Source organism: Nocardia sp. NPDC003963 (assembly GCF_053605105.1).
Window position 1 is genome coordinate 1 of record NZ_JBSGIP010000077.1, and the last position, 17,249, is coordinate 17,249.

The following is a 17,249-nucleotide window of genomic DNA, read 5'->3' on the forward strand; positions in this document are numbered from 1 at the left end:
AATGCGGAACCGCCACACCCTTCGGACGACCCGTCGAACCGGATGTGAAGATCACATACGCCGTATTCGACGCACGCACCGGCGACAACCGATCCGCATCGGTCACCACTGTGTCGGCGTAACCCGACACATCCAGGGTGTCCAACGCCAGCACCGGCACAGCCGAATCCTCGGGCACCGCACCAGCATCGGCAGTCGTAGTCAGCACACACAACGGCTCAGCGGTGTCCAGGATGTAGCCGATCCGCTCGGCCGGATGCGCCGGATCCAGCGGCACATACGCACCACCGGCCGCGACGACGGCATACATCCCGACCACGAGATCCACCGACCGCGACACCAGCAACCCGACCAAAGTCTCCGGGCCCACACCCTGCGCGATCAGGTGCCGCGCCAACTGATTCACCCGACCCGCGAACTCGCCATAGGACAGACTCGTCCCCTCGAACGAGATCGCGACTCGCTCGGGGTGCGCCGCAGCGGCGGCATTGAACCCGTCCAGCAACAACCCCGCCGGCACCGCGTGCTCGGTGGCATTCCACTCGGTCAGCACCCGAGTGCGCTCGGCGGGAGCGAGAACTTCCAGATCGCCCACCGGTATCGACGGATCCGCCGATACCGCCGCGAGCAGTCGCACGAACCGGTCCGCGAAGCCCTGCACCGTGCCGTGATCGAACAGGGCGGTGGCGTAGGTCAGATATCCGGCCGTCCCCAGCGGGGCGCCGGTTTCGTCGTAGGAATCACCCAGCACCAGATTCAGGTCGAACTGCGAGATCTCGGTATCGACATCCACACCCGATACCGTCAGACCCGGCAGTTCCAGACCCGACTGGGCCAGGTTCTGGAAGGTCAAGCCCACCTGGAAAAGCGGATGCCGCGCCGTGGACCGCGTCGGGTTCAGCACCTCCACCAGCCGCTCGAACGGCACATCCGCGTGCGCGAACGCCGCGATATCGATCTCCCGCTGCCGCCCCAGCAGATCCGCGAACGACTCCCCACGATCCAGCTCGGTCCGGAACACCAGCGTGTTCACGAACATACCGATCAGGTCGTCGAGCGCCTGCTCACCACGACCCGCGACGGGCGTACCCACGGTGATGTCGTCACTGCCCGACAACCGCGACAGCAGTACCGCCAGCGCGGAATGCACCACCATGAACAGCGTCGCGTTCCGCTGCTGCGCGAGCCGCAGCAATCCGGCATGGACTTCCGGTCCGACGACCACTGCGACGCGGCCGCCCGCGAAGGACTGCACCGCCGGACGCGGCCGATCGGTGGGCAACTCCAGCTGATCCGGCACCCCGGCCAGCATCGACTTCCAGTACCCGACCTGTTTCGTGGCCAGCGATTCCGGATCGGATTCGTCGCCGAGTAGTGCGCGCTGCCAGATGCTGTAGTCGGCGTACTGCACCGGCAACGGCGCCCAGCCCGGGATTTCTCCGGCCGACCGGGTGGCATAGGCGGTCATCACGTCCCGGGTCAGCGGGCCGACCGAAGCGCCGTCGGCCGCGATATGGTGCACCACCATCGCCAGCACGAATTCACCTGCGCTACCGGATATTTCGGCCGTATCGCGCACCCGCAGCAGCGCCACCCGCAACGGCACCTCGGCCGTCACATCGAAACCGGCCGACGCCAATTCGGCGACCGCCGCCACGACATCCCCGGCGGCCACCGAACGCACCTGCAAACGCGGCGCGGCGTCCCCGACCGGCAACACCACCTGCACCGGACCGGATTCGGTCTCCGGATACACCGTCCGCAACACCTCGTGCCGCGCCACCAGATCCGATACCGCCGCCCGCAGCGCTTCCACGTCCAGGTCACCGGACAGCCGGATCGCCAGTGGAATGTTGTAGGCCGCCGAGCCGCCGTCGAACCGGTTGAGGAACCACATCCGCTGCTGCGCGAGCGACAACGGCACCGCGTCCACGACCTCACCCGACGCGGTCACCCGCGTCGGACGCGGCTGCGGTACCAGCGCCGCGCGCCCACCGGCACCGGCCTGTTGTTCGACCCGCACCGCCAGCCCGGCCACCGTGGAGGCCTCGAACAGGGCGCGCACCGGCACCGTGGTGTCGAGTGCCTTACCGAGCCGCGCGGCGACCTGCGTCGCGATCAGCGAGTTACCACCGAGGGTGAAGAAATCATCGTCGGCGCCGACCCGTTCGACTCCCAGGACCTGGCCGTACACGCCGGCCACGATCTCCTCGATCGGGGTCGACGGCGCCCGGAATTCCTGTGCTTCGAACACCGGCTCCGGCAGGGCTTTCCGGTCCAGTTTCCCGGACGCGTTCAGTGGGAACTCGTCGAGCACCATCAGGACCGCGGGCACCATGTAGGTGGGCAACCGGTCGGCGAGATGAGCCCGCAGTACCTCGGTATCGACCGCTTCTCCCCTGGCGGCCACCAGGTACGCCACCAGACGGTCACCCATCCGCGGATCGGATTTGGCGGTCACCACCGCGCGCGCCACCGATTCGTGATCGGTCAGCGCCGTCTCGATCTCGCCCAGCTCGATGCGCTGACCGCGTACCTTCACCTGGAAATCGGAACGCCCGACGTAGACCAGCTCACCGGCGGAGTTCCAGCGCACGACGTCACCGGTGCGATACATCCGCGCACCGGTACCGAACGGATCGGCCACGAAGCGATCCGCGCTCAGGTCCGGCCGGCCCGCGTACCCGCGTGCCACCTGCGCGCCCGACAGATACAGCTCACCGGTCACGCCCACCGGTACCGGACGCAATCGCGAATCCAGTACATAGGTCTGCGCGTTCCACACCGGCGCACCGATCGGCACCGCACCGGTCGTATTGTCCGCGGCCGCGGCGTGGGTCGCGTGCACGGTGAACTCGGTGGGGCCGTAGAGGTTGTACAGCGCCACCTCGCTGACCCGGCGCACTGCTGCCACGACATCGCCGGTGAACGCCTCACCGGCCACGAACAGCAATCGCAACGACGCCAGTGCGTCCGGGTCACCGACCACGCTCTCCGCGAATACCGACAGCATCGACGGCACGAACGAGGTCGCTGTCACGCCCTGTTCGGCGATCACCGACGCCAGATACGCCGGATCACGATGACCGTCGGCCTCGGCGACGATCATCCGCGCACCGACCGTCAACGGCGCGAACAACTCCCATACCGACACGTCGAACGTCGCCGGGGTCTTGAACAGCACCACATCGTCACGATCGAACCCGTACTGTCCCGCGATCCACGCGACCTGATTGCGCACCGCCGCATGCGAGACCGCGACGCCCTTGGGACGGCCGGTCGAACCGGACGTGAAGATCACATAGGCGGCGTTTCCCGATCGCAGCGGCGAGACCCGATCGGCATCGGTCACCGGCGCCGCGTCGTAGAGGCCGGTATCGAGGACGTCGAGGGCGAGCACCGGGGCGGCTCCCGCCACACCGTCACCCACGGCCGCGATATCCCGGGTCGTGGACAGCACGCAGACGGGTGCCGCGGTATCGAGGATGTGCCGGATCCGTTCGGCCGGATGGGCCGGGTCCAGCGGCACGTACGCGCCACCGGCCGCGATCACGGCATACATCCCGACCACGAAATCCAGCGATCGCGAGACCAGCAACCCGACCAGGGCCTCCGCGCCCACGCCCTGGGCGATCAGGTACCGGGCCAGCCGGTTGACCCGCGCGTCCAGCTCCGCGTAGGTGAGCTCGGCACCGTCGAAGACCACCGCCACCCGATCCGGGTACTCGGCCACCGCCCGGGCGAACCCGTCCAGCAGCAGACCCGCCGGCACCGGATGCTCGGTCGCGTTCCACTCCGTCAGCACCCGGGCACGCTCGGCCGGGGCCAGGATCTCCAGATCACCCACCGGCGCCGCCGGATCCGCCACCACACCGGCCAGCAACCGGACGAAACGGTCGGCGAAGCCTTGCACCGTGGTGTGGTCGAACATATCGGTGGCGTAGGTCAGGTAACCGCCCACGCCGGCCGGCGTCCCGGTGGCGTCGTAGTGGTCACCGAGCATCAGGTGCAGGTCGTACTGGGAGGTCTCGGTATCGATATCGACACCGGAAACGGTCAGGCCGGGCAGTTCCAGACTCGACTGCGCGAGGTTCTGGAAGGTGAGCCCCACCTGGAACAGCGGATGCCGCGACTGCGAACGGGCCGGGTTGAGTACCTCGACCAATCGCTCGAACGGCACATCCGCATGCGCGAAGGCCGCGATATCGGCTTCCCGCTGCCGGAGCAGGAGGTCGGCGAACGATTCGCCACGGTCCAGCTGTGTCCGGAACACCAGCGTGTTCACGAACATACCGATGAGATCGTCGAGGGCGGCTTCACCGCGGCCGGCGACCGGGGTACCGATGGTGATGTCGTCGGTACCGGACAGTCGCGAGAGCAGTACGGCGAGAGCCGAATGCACGACCATGAACAGCGTGGCGCCCTGCTGCTGCGCCACCCGCTGCAATCCGGCGTGGGTTTCGGGGTCCACCGCGATCTCGATCCGGCCGCCGATGAACGACTGCACGGCCGGGCGTGGGCGATCGGACGGGAGATCGAGCTGATCGGGCACCCCGGCCAGCGCCGACTGCCAGTAGCCGACCTGCTGGGCGGCCAGCGATTCCGGATCGGCTTCGTCGCCGAGCAGGTCACGCTGCCAGATGCTGTAGTCGGCGTATTGCACGGGCAGCGGAGCCCACCCGGGCGCGTCCCCGGCCGCCCGCGCGATGTAGGCGGTCATCAGATCGCGGGTCAGCGGTCCCGCCGACGAACCGTCTCCGGCGATGTGATGGATCACCATCGCCAGGACGTATTCGCCGGAGGTAGCGGATCCACCGGCGGCGACGTCCGGATCGTCCACGCGGAACAGCGCCACCCGCAGCGGAACCTCCGCTGTCACATCGAAACCGGACGACACCAGCTCCGACAGTGCCGAGAGCACGTCGTCGGCGGCCACCGACCGCACTTCCAGTCGCGGTGCCGCGTCTCCGGCCGGCAACACCACCTGCACCGGACCGGATTCGGTCTCCGGATACACAGTGCGCAGTACCTCGTGCCGCGCCACCAGATCCCCGACCGCCGCCCGCAGCGCCTCGACATCCAGCTCACCCGACAACCGGATGGCCAGTGGAATGTTGTAGGCCAGCGATTCCTGGTCGAACCGGTTCAGGAACCACATCCGCTGCTGCGCCAGCGACAACGGCACCCGGTCCGGACGTGCCTGCGCCACCAGCGCCTTACGCCCACCCGATCCGGCGTGCTGCTCCACCCGCACGGCCAGACCCGCGACCGTGGACGCCTCGAACAGCGCCCGCACCGGCACCGTGGTGTCCAGCGCCTTACCCAGTCGCGCCGCGACCTGGGTCGCGACCAGGGAATTACCGCCCAGGGCGAAGAAATCGTCGTCGGCGCCGACGCGGTCGGCACCGAGGACTTCGGCGAACACACCCGCCACGATCTCTTCGATCGGAGTGGTGGGCGCCCGGAATTCCTGTGCTTCGAATTCCGGCTCCGGCAGGGCTTTACGATCCAGCTTCCCGTTGACGTTCAACGGCAGCGCGTCGAGTTCCACGAATACCGACGGCACCATGTACGACGGCAACCGCTGCCCCAGTTCGGACCGGATATGCGCGATATCCAGACCGGCGTCACCCTCGGGTACCAGGTAGCCGACCAGCCGGTCCCCGGTCCGCGGATCCGATTTCGCCAGCACCGCGGTCTGCGCGATCCCCGGCAGCGCCAGCAATGCCGCCTCGATCTCGCCCAGCTCGATCCGGAAACCACGGACCTTCACCTGGAAATCGGACCGGCCCACATATTCCAGTTCACCGGCCGCGGTCCACCGGACCACGTCACCGGTGCGGTACATCCGCCCCCCGGCACCGGCCGTGGAGCCGACGGCGAACGGATCGGCGACGAACCGATCCGCTGTCAGATCCGCCCGGCCGAAGTATCCGACCGCCAGCTGATCGCCCGCCAGATACAACTCACCCGCGACACCGTCCGGTACCGGCCGCAACCTGGCGTCCAGGACGTAGACGCGCGAATTCCACTGCGGCACACCGATCGGCACCGACACCCGATCAGACCCGGTCACCCGATGCGTCGTAATCGACACCGCCGCCTCGGTCGGACCATACAAATTGAACAGTTCGATGGCCGGGAACTCCGCCAGCATCTTCTGCGCCGTCGCCGCCGGCAGGGCTTCACCGATCGCCAGCACCCGCCGCAACGACTCCGGCACACCCGAACCGGTATTCACCAGGGCATCCAGCATCGACGGCACCACCGTCAACGTCGTCACCCGCTCGCGCGCCATCAACTCGTTCAAATAAGCCGGGTCCCGATGACCCTCGGCCTCCGCGATCACCGTCCGGCCCCCGGAAACAGCCGCGAGCCAGAACTCCCACACCGACAGGTCGAACGTCGCCGCGGTCTTCAGCAACACCGCATCCGAGGAATCCAGCCCGAACTCGGCAGTGATGTACCGCAGCTGGTTCACGATCGCCGAATGCGGAACCGCCACACCCTTCGGACGACCCGTCGAACCCGACGTGAAGATCACATACGCCGTATCCGCCGCCCGCAACGGTCCCACCCGCTCCACATCACGCACCGGCGCGACGTCGTAACCACCGAGATCGAGAGCATCCAGCGCCACCACCGACGCGGCAGCCACACCGGACTCGGCGCCGATCACGGTATCGCCGGTGGTCAGTACACATACCGGCGCCGCGGTTTCCACGATGTAGCCGGTGCGGTCGGCGGCCTGGTCCGGGTCCACCGGTACGTACACACCGCCGGCCGTGGCGACCGCGTACATCGCGACCACCAGATCCACCGACCGCCGCAGCCCCAGCACGACCCGATCCTGCGGCCCCACACCGCGCTCGATCAGATACCGGGCCAGCCGGTTGACCCGCGCACCCAACTCCGCATAGGTGACCGGCGAACCATCGGCAGCCACCAACGCGACCGCATCCGGACCCGCCGCAACCGTCGCGTCCAAGAGCGACACCAGGGTCGCCCCCGAATCCAGCCGGTGTCCGGTGGCATTCCGCTGGGCGACGATCGCGGTCCGTTCCGCCGGGTCCAGGACCTCGACATCCCCGACCGGTACCGCGGGATCGGCCACCAGCGCACCGAGCAACCGGGTCAACCGGTCGGCGAATCCCTGCACCGTCGCGTGATCGAACAGCGCGGTGGCATAGGTGATATGCCCCGCGACGCCCTGCGGCGCGCCCGCCTCGTCGTAGTTGTCGCCCACGATCAGGTGCAGATCGAACTGCGAGACCTCGACCTCGAAGTCCACCCCCGACACCGTCAGTCCGGGCAGTTCCAGGCTCGACTGCGCCAAGTTCTGGAACGAGAAACCCACCTGGAACAGCGGATGCCGCGCGGTCGAACGGACCGGGTTGAGCACCTCCACCAGGCGTTCGAACGGCACATCGGCGTACGCGAACGCCGCGATATCGACCTCGCGCTGCCGGGACAGCAGATCGGCGAACGATTCACCCCGGTCCACCAGGGTGCGCAGCACCAGGGTGTTGACGAACATACCGACCAGATCGTCGAGCGCCTGTTCACCACGTCCGGCGACCGGGCTGCCCACCGCGATATCGTCGGTGCCGGACAGACGCGACAGCAGTACCGCCAGCGCGGAATGCACGACCATGAACAGGGTCGCGTTGTGCTGCTGGCCGATCCGCAACAGTCCGGCGTGGATGTCGGCGTCGATCCGCACATCCACCCGGCCACCCGCCACCGATTGCACCGCGGGACGCGGCCGGTCCGCGGGCAGATCCAGTTGGTCCGGCAACTCCTCCAGCGCCGCTTGCCAGTACCCGATCTGCTCGGCGGCCAGCGAATCCGGATCGTTCTCGTCACCGAGCAGTTCGCGCTGCCAGATGCTGTAGTCGGCGTACTGCACGGGCAGTGGTTCCCACCCCGGCGCCGAACCGGCGGCCCGTGCGGCGTAGGCGGTCATCAGATCCCGGGTCAGCGGGCTCACCGACGCACCGTCACCGGAGATGTGGTGTACCACCATGGCGAGCACGTATTCGTCCGTGGCGTCCGTCAGTCGCAGCAACGCGACCCGCAACGGCACCTCGGCCGTCACATCGAAACCGGTCGACACCAATTCCGAGACGACGGCGACCACGTCCCCGGCGGCCACCGAACGCACCTGCAGCGCCGGCGCGGCCTCCCCGACCGGCAACACCACCTGTACCGGACCGGATTCGGTCTCCGGGTACACCGTCCGCAGCACCTCGTGCCGCGCCACCAGATCCCCGACCGCCGCGCGCAGCGCTTCCACATCCAGCGCACCGGACAACCGGATCGCCAGCGGAATGTGATACGCCGCCGACGCTCCGTCGAACCGGTTCAGGAACCACATCCGCTGTTGCGCGAGCGATAGCGGCACCTGCTCCGGACGCGGGCGCGCGATCAGCGGCGCCCGGCCACCGGATCCGCTGAGTTCACCGAGCTTCGCGGCGAACTCGGCCACGGTGGAAGCCTCGAACAGCACCCGGGCCGGGATCCGGGCGTCGACGGTCGCACCCAACCGGCCCGCCACCTGGGCGGCGATCAGCGAGTTACCGCCGAGCTCGAAGAAATCGTCGTCCGCGCCGACCGGATCCGCGGGACCGAGCAGATCGGCGAATACCGCCGCGACCTGCTTCTCCAGCGGGGTTTCCGGCGCCCGGTACTCCTTGGTGCGCAGCTGCGGTTCCGGCAGCGCCTTGCGATCGACCTTGCCGCCGGGGGTCAGCGGGATCGTCTCCAGCACGGTGACACTCGCCGGAACCATGTACGCGGGAAGCCGATTCGCGGCCAGGGTGAGCAGTTCGTCGGTATCGACGTAGGCGCCGTCGGCCGGGTGGACGTAGGCGGCCAATACGGTGGCGCCGCTGGATGGCTCGTAGCCGACCGTCACCGCGAAATCCACCGACTCGTGGCTGCCCAGTACCGCGTCGATCTCGCCGAGTTCGATGCGGAAACCACGGATCTTGACCTGGAAATCGTTACGGCCCAGGTATTCCAGCGAGCCGTCGGCCGTCCACCGCACCAGATCGCCGGTGCGGTAGAGCCGGGCACCGTCATCGATGAACGGATGGGCCACGAAACGTTGCGCGGTCGTCCCCGGCAGGTTGCGGTAGCCGCGCGCCAATTGGGCACCACTGACATAGAGTTCGCCGGTCACCCCGGTGGGCAGCGGGGTGAGCCGCTCGTCCAGGACGTATTCGGTCACACCGCGGATCGGGGCACCGATCCCGACCGGCGCGTCCGGTCGCATCGGATCGCTGATATTGACCGCGACGGTCGCCTCGGTCGGGCCGTAGGCGTTGAAGAACTCGCGCGAGTCACCGTCCGCCGACGTAACGGCCCAGCGCCGCACCAGATCCGGCGGGCACGCTTCACCACCGGTGATCACGACCCGCAGATCGTCCAGGCCCGCCGGATCGATGGAGGCCAGCGCGGCCGGGGTGACGAAGGCGTGGGTCACCCCTTCGCTGCGCAACAGTCCAGCCAGTTCGTCGCCGCCGTACACGGTGGGCGACACCACCACCATGGTCGCGGCGCCGCCGATCGCCAGCAGCAGTTCCAGGACCGAGGCGTCGAAGGACGGCGAGGCGAAGTGCAGGGTGCGAGCGGTCGTATCGACTCGGTACCGTTCGCGCTGCTCGGCACAGAAACCCGCGAGCCCGGCCTGGGTGACCACGACGCCCTTGGGCGTACCGGTCGAACCCGAGGTGTAGATGACATAGGCCGGATGCTCGGTGCGCAGCGGGCGCACCCGCTCGTCGAAGGAGACCGGTTCGGCCGGATGCTGTTCGAGATCGGCGGCGGTATCGGCGCTGTCGATGGACAGCCATTCCACCTGATCGGGCAGTCCGGCGGCCGATTCCGCGACGGTCAGGCCGAGTACGGCACCGGAATCGGTGACCATATGCGCGACACGGTCCACCGGATAGGTCGGATCGACCGGGACATAGCCCGCACCGGTCTTGGCCACCGCCCAGATCGCGACCACCGAGTCGATCGAGCGGGTGATCCCGATCGCCACCAGGTCCTCGGGGCCGATACCGCGGGCGATGAGCAGCCGGGCCAGCCGATTGGAACGTTCGTCGAGTTCGGCGTAGGTGAGCCGGCCCAGATTACCGGTGGCGTCCGCGTAACTGACCGCGATACCCGACGGGTTGGTCTCGACCGCCGTCGCCATGAGCTGGGGCAGGGTGGTCCCCCGCGGCCGCCGGGTCCGGGTGGGTCGTGTGCGCGCCGTTCGGGTCATGCCTGCATCACTTCCTGGTGGTGGTCACACTGCTCACCGACAACCGAACCCATCAACCTGCCTTGCCTGCCTCGTTCGCTTACGACTGCGGTGCACCCGCCGCCGGCGCACCGCTACGACCTGCTGGGCGGTACCTCGCACAGGACGCGATCGATCGCCGCCGGACTCGCCGTCGTCCATCATTACATGGGCCGGGAAGGCCCGACCGTTACGACCGAGGATGCCATCACCCGGGGACACGGGCCTTCGCCCGGCGCCACCGGGCGCCGGGCGAGGGGAACCACTGTGCCGGTCCCGGACCGCTCAGTCCAGCAGCGCACTCAGCTCGAGCATCTGCTCGACCTCGGCCCACTGCCCGTCCGGCCGTCCCTTCTCTTCCAGGACCAGCGCCGACAGGTCCTCCAGGGCGCCGGGATCCAGTACGTCCAGACCTGCCCGGTCGATCCACAGGTGTGTGACCCATTCGTCGCCGAGCGCCGCACCGGTCACATCGGTGACCAGTACCACCGCCGCGCCCACCGCGCCGGCCGCCACGATCTCCACCACCGCGGCCGGGCCGTCGGCGCGGCCGTACCGGAAGGTACGGGATTCGTAGGTCAGCTCGGTCGCGGAGTGCACCTCGGCCACCACCCCGGCCAGCTCGTCGTAGGAGAGGATACGACCACCGGCGGTGACGCTCGCCGGATCGCCGCCCTGTAGCGGCCGCACCCGGTCGGCGTAGGTCACCGGACGGGACGACTGTGCCGCGAGCTCCGCCACGATCTCCGGATCGTCGAGCACCAGCCAGGCGAGTTCGGCTACCTCCGGCGGCGCACCCGCCGCGATCCCGGCCGCGACCGTCAGGCCCGCGTCCGCGGCGGCGTCCACCGCGGCGGCCGGTACCAGCGCCGCACCCGCCTTGAGCACCGCCCAGGTGGTGACCGCCGCGTCGACCCCACGGTCCAGCCGCGTCACCACACCGGTACCCGGCCCATAGCCACGCGCGATCAGCACCCTGGCCAACCGCGACGAACGCGCGTCCAGCTCCTGATAGGTGATCTCGTTCTCACCCCACACCACCGCGGGTGCCTCCGGGTCGTCCTCCACCGAGGCGCGCAGCGTCTGCGGCAGCGCGGTACCGGTGGTGGCGGCCGGTGCCGCCTGCTGGGCCGGAGCGGCCATCCGGTCGCGTTCGGCGGTATCGAGGATATCGATATCGCCCACCCGGATCTGCGGATCGGCGGCCACCGCGGCCAGGATCCGTTCGAACCGGCGGCCGAAGGACTGCACGGTCGCTTCGTCGAACAGATCGGTGGCGTAGCCGAACACCGACCACAGTTCCCCGAAACCGCCGTCGGCGTCGCGCTGCGGATCGATACCGATCTGCAGATCGAACTTGGCCGCCAGCGCCTGCTCACCCAGTGCCTGCACGGACAACCCGGGCAGGTCCAGGGTGGGCTGCTCGGTGTTCTGGAAGGCCAGCACCACACTCAGCAGCGGGTTGTGCGCGGTGGCCCGGCCCGGCAGCACCGATTCCACCACCCGTTCGAACGGGATATCGGCATTGGCGAAGGCCGACAGATCCGTTTCCCGGGCCTGCTCCAGTAGATCGGCGAAGGTCATGGTCGGCTCCACCCGGGTGCGCAGCGCCAGGGTGTTGACGAACATACCGACCAGATCGTCGAGCTCCTGCTCACCGCGTCCGGCGATCGGCGTGCCGACCACGATGTCACCGGTATTGGTGAGCCGGGACAGCAGCACCGCCACCGCCGCGTGCATCACCATGAACAGGGTCACGCCGCGGGCCCGCGCGGACTCGTCCAGCAACCGGTGTACCCCGGCGTCCACCGCGAAGCTCGTCAGCCCACCGCGCAGCGACGGCAGCGCCGGGCGCGGCCGGTCCAGCGGCAGTTCGACATCGCCGGCGACACCGTCGAGCTGCTTCTGCCAGTACGCCAGCTGACCGGCGGCCACCGAGTTCGCGTCGTTCTCGTCCCCGACCACCGCGCGCTGCCAGAGCGCGAAGTCCGCGTACTGCACCGGCAGCGGCGACCAGCCCGGTGCGTCGCCGCCCACCCGGGCGAGATAGGCGGTCACCAGATCCCGTGCCATCGGCGCCATGGAGGCACCGTCGGCCGCGATATGGTGCGCGACGAAGGCGAGCACATGCTCGTCGGGTCCGGTTTCGAGCAGCAACGCCCGCACCGGAACCTGCTGCGTGACATCGAAGCCGGCCGACATCAACTCGCCGATCCGGGTGAGCGGATCCGTGGCCGAGGCGGTGATCAGTCCGCCGCGCAGTACCTCCGCGACCGGCAGGATCTCCTGGTACGGGAGTCCGTCGGCATCCGCGGGGTACCGGGTGCGCAGCGATTCGTGCCGGTCCAGCACATCCGAGACCGCCGCGCGCATGGCCGCGATATCGAGCGCTCCGGACAGGCGGATCGCCAGCGGAATGTTGTAGGCGGCCGAACTCGGATCGAACTGGTTGATCAGCCACATCCGCTGCTGGGCCAGCGACAACGGGAGCCGCTCCGGCCGCGGCCCGACCTCGAGGGCCCGGCGGCCACCGGTTCCGGCATGCTGTTCGACCCGTACCGCGAGGGCGGAAACCGTGGATGCCTCGAACAACGCCCGCACCGCGACCGTGGTGTCCAGCGCCGCACCGAGGCGGGCGGCGACCTGGGTCGCCATCAGCGAGTTACCGCCCAGGGCGAAGAAATCGTCGGCCGCGCCGACCCGGTCGATCTCGAGCACATCGGCGAAGACCCCGGCCACGATCTCCTCGATCGGGGTCGAGGGCGCCCGGAATTCCCGGGCCTCGAACACCGGCTCCGGCAACGCCTTGCGATCCAGCTTGCCGGACGCGTTCAGCGGCAACTCGTCGAGCACCATGAACGCCGCCGGGACCATGTAGGCCGGCAACCGGTCGGTCAACCGGGTACGCAACTCCTCGGTGTCGACCGCGGCGCCCTGGGCGGGCACCACGTAGCCGACGAGCCGGTCACCGGTATTGGGATCGGTCTTCGCGACGACCACCGCGCGCGCCACCGTGTCGTGCTCGGTGAGCGCCGCCTCGATCTCACCCAGTTCGATGCGCTGACCACGCACCTTCACCTGGAAGTCGGAGCGGCCCACATAGACCAGCTCGCCGGTCGCGGTCCACCGCACGACGTCACCGGTGCGGTACATACGTTCACCGGTGCCGAACGGGTTCGCCACGAACCGGTCCGCGCTCAGATCCGGCCGGCCCACATAACCGCGCGCCAGCTGCGCACCGGCCAGGTAGAGCTCACCGGTGACACCCACCGGTACCGGCCGCAGCCGCGAATCCAGCACGTAGGTCTGCGCGTTCCACACCGGACCGCCGATGGGTACCGCACCGGATACGTTCTCGGCGACCGCGGCGTGCGTGGCGTGCACGGTGAACTCGGTCGGACCGTAGAGGTTGTGCAACGCCACCTCGCTGACCCGGCGCACCGCCGCGACCACGTCACCGGTGAAGGCCTCACCGGCCACCAACAGTATCCGCAGCGACGACCAGACGCCCGGGAAGGCGGCCGCGCTCTCGGCGAACACCGACAGCATCGACGGTACGAACGAGGTCGCCGTCACACCCTGTTCGGCGATCACCGCCGCGAGGTACTGCGGATCACGATGGCCGTCCGGTTCGGCGACCACCATGCGCGCGCCGACCGTCAACGGCGCGAACAACTCCCATACCGAGACGTCGAAGGTCGCCGGGGTCTTGAACAGCACCACATCGTCACGATCGATCTCGTATTCGCGCACGATCCAGGCGATCTGGTTGGCGACCGACCCGTGCGATACTCCGACACCCTTCGGCCGGCCCGTGGACCCCGAGGTGAAGATCACATACGCCGTGTTCTCCGGACGCAGCGGCGCGACCCGGTCGGCGTCGGTGACCGGCGTATCGGCGTATCCGCTGATATCCAGGGTGTCCAGCGCGAGCATCCGGGTGTCCCCGCCGAGCGAATCGGCATCGCCGGTCGTGGTCAGATCAGCTGTCGTCGTGAGTACACACACCGGTGCCGCGGTATCCAGGATGTGCCGGATCCGTTCGGCCGGATGCGCCGGATCCAGGGGCACATAGGCCCCACCCGCGGCGGCGACGGCGTACATGGCGACCACCAGGTCCACCGACCGCGACACCAGCAACCCGACCAGCGACTCCGGGCCCACGCCCTGCGCGATCAGATGCCTGGCCAGACGGTTGACCCGGCCGTCCAGCTCCGCGTACGTGATCTCGGTACCGCCGGAACTCACCGCGACCCGGTCCGGGTACTCGGCGACCGCGTGCGCGAATCCGTCGAGCAGGACCGCCGCGGATACCGGTTGCCCGGTGGCGTTCCAGTCGGTGAGGACGCGCGCCCGCTCGGCCGGCGCCAGGATCTCCAGATCCCCGACCGGTGCCGACGGATCGGCCACGACCGCGGCCAGCAGCCGGGTGAACCGATCGGCGAAACCGGCCACCGTGGCCGCGTCGAACAGATCCGTCGCGTAGATGAACTTGGCGGTGACGCCGCGGGCGATATTCGCCGCCGCGCCGGCCGGGCCGATCCGTTCGGCCAGTTCCAGCTGCAGATCGAATTTCGCGGTCTCGATGGGTGATTCGATACCGCTGATCGCCAACCCGGGCAGCTCGCCGCTCACCTGCGGGTTGTTGTTCTGCAACGACAGCATCACCTGGAAGAGCGGATGCCGCGCGGTCGACCGCGCCGGATTCAGCACCTCCACCAGCCGCTCGAACGGCACATCCGCATGCCCGAACGCGGCCACATCGTTACCGCGCACGGTCTCGAGCAGTTCGGCGAAACCGGCCCCGGAGTCGATCGGGGTACGCAGCGCCAAGGTGTTGACGAACATACCGATCACATCGTCGAGCGCACGTTCACCGCGCCCGGCGACCGGTGTGCCGACGACGATGTCGGATTCGCCCGACAGCCGCGACAGCAGCACCGCGAACGCGGCATGTACGACCATGAAGAAGGTCACGCCGCGGCGGCGCGCCAGTTCGACCAGTTCGGCGTGCACCGCATCGTCGATCTCGAAGGTGAGCGCGGCGCCCCGGCCGGAGGCCACGGCGGGCCGCGGCCGGTCGGCCGGCAGATCCAGCTGTTCCGGAATACCCGCCAGGTCCGTCGACCAGTACGCGAGCTGCGAGGCGATCACCGAATCCGGGTCGTCCTCCGAACCCAGTACCTGCCGCTGCCACAGCGCGTAGTCCGCGTACTGCACCTCGAGCGGAAGCCAACCCGGCTCGCCGCCGTCGATCCGGGCACCGTAGGCGGTGATCACATCGCGGGTCAGCGGACCCATCGAGAAACCGTCCGACGAGATGTGGTGCACGACGAGCACCAGCACATGCTCGGTCGGGTCCACCTCGAACAACCGGACCCGGAACGGCACACCCGCGGTGACATCGAATCCGGCCGAGACGAATTCGGCCACCCGGACGAGCAGCTCGGTTTCCGAAACGTCGACCGGGGTCAGATCGGGGATCACCGCCGAGGTCGGTACCACCTGCTGGAACGGTGTCCCGTCCACCTCGGGGTAGTACGTCCGCAGCGATTCGTGCCGCGCCAGCACATCGGCGATCGCGATCTGCAGGGCCTGCCGGTCCAGCAGACCCGACAACCGCACCGCGATCGGCAGATTGTCGGCGGCCGATTCCGGATCGAACCGGTTCAGGAACCACATGCGCTGCTGGGCCAGTGACAGCGGCGCCCGCTCCACGACCTCCCCCGAGGGCAGGGTCTGCGTCGGCCGCGGCTGCGGTACCAGCGGGACCCGGCCGGCCGCACCGGAATGCGTTTCGGCACGGGCCGCCAGCGCGGCCACCGTCGAGGCCTCGAACAGTTCCCGTACGGCGAGATCGGTGTCCAGCGCCGCCGACAACCGCGCCGCCACCCGGGTCGCGCTCAGCGAGTTACCGCCCAGCGCGAAGAAATCGTCGTCGACGCCGACCCGCTCCACCCCGAGGACCTCGGCGAACGTCGCCGCCACGATCTCCTCGACCGGGGTCGAGGGCGCCCGGAAGACCTGGGCCTCGAACACCGGGGCCGGCAGCGCCCGGCGGTCGAGTTTGCCGCTGGCGCTCAGCGGCAGCTCGTCGAGCAGTACGAAGGCGGCGGGCACCATATAGGACGGCAGGCGCGCGGACAGATCTTCCCGCACATCCTCGATATCGAGCGGCGCTCCCGCCGCGGGTACCAGATAGCCGACGAGCTGGTCACCGGTGCGCGCGTCGCCACGCAGCACCACCACGGCCTGGCCTACCTCGTCGATATCGGTCAACGCCGTTTCGATCTCACCGAGTTCGATCCGCAGCCCGCGCAGCTTCACCTGGAAGTCCGAGCGACCCATGTATTCGAGTTCGCCGGCGGCGGTCCAGCGCACGACATCACCGGTGCGGTACATCCGCTCGGCCGCACCGAACGGGTTCGCCACGAAGCGATCCGCGGAAAGGTCAGGCCGCGCGACATAGCCACGCGCCAGCTGCACACCCGCGAGATACAGCTCACCGGCCACACCCACCGGCACCGGCCGCAACCGGTCGTCGAGTACGTACACCTGCGTGTTGAAGACCGGCACACCGATCGGCACCACCGTGGTATCGGCGTCGGTCACCTCGTGGAAGGTGACATCGACCGCGGCCTCGGTCGGACCGTACAGGTTGTGCACAGCCGTCCCGGTCAGCTCGCGCAACCGCTGCGCGGGCCGGCCCGGCAACGCCTCACCGGAGGAGAACACCAGGCGCAACGATGCGCACGCCGACGCACCCGCTTCGCCGGGCAGGGCGGCCACGAACACCGTCAGCATCGACGGCACGAAATGCGCCACCGAAACCCGCTCGGCATCGATCACTTCCGCCAGATACGCCGGATCCCGATGACCATCCGGCTTCGCCACCACCAGACGCGCACCCACCTGCAACGGCCAGAAGAACTCCCACACCGACACATCGAACGTCGAC

At 68.8% G+C, this 17,249-nt stretch carries 1 protein-coding gene and 1 pseudogene; both read right to left on the reverse strand.

Translation table 11 applies throughout. The annotated features are described in order from the left end of the window. A pseudogene (locus ACWEWT_RS37340) lies at positions 1 to 10,273 on the reverse strand (amino acid adenylation domain-containing protein); the annotation flags it as partial. Between the two features lie 303 nt (positions 10,274 to 10,576). Next, on the reverse strand, positions 10,577 to 17,249 hold a 6,673-nt coding region (locus ACWEWT_RS37345; RefSeq protein ID WP_452565628.1), incomplete at its 5' end, for an amino acid adenylation domain-containing protein.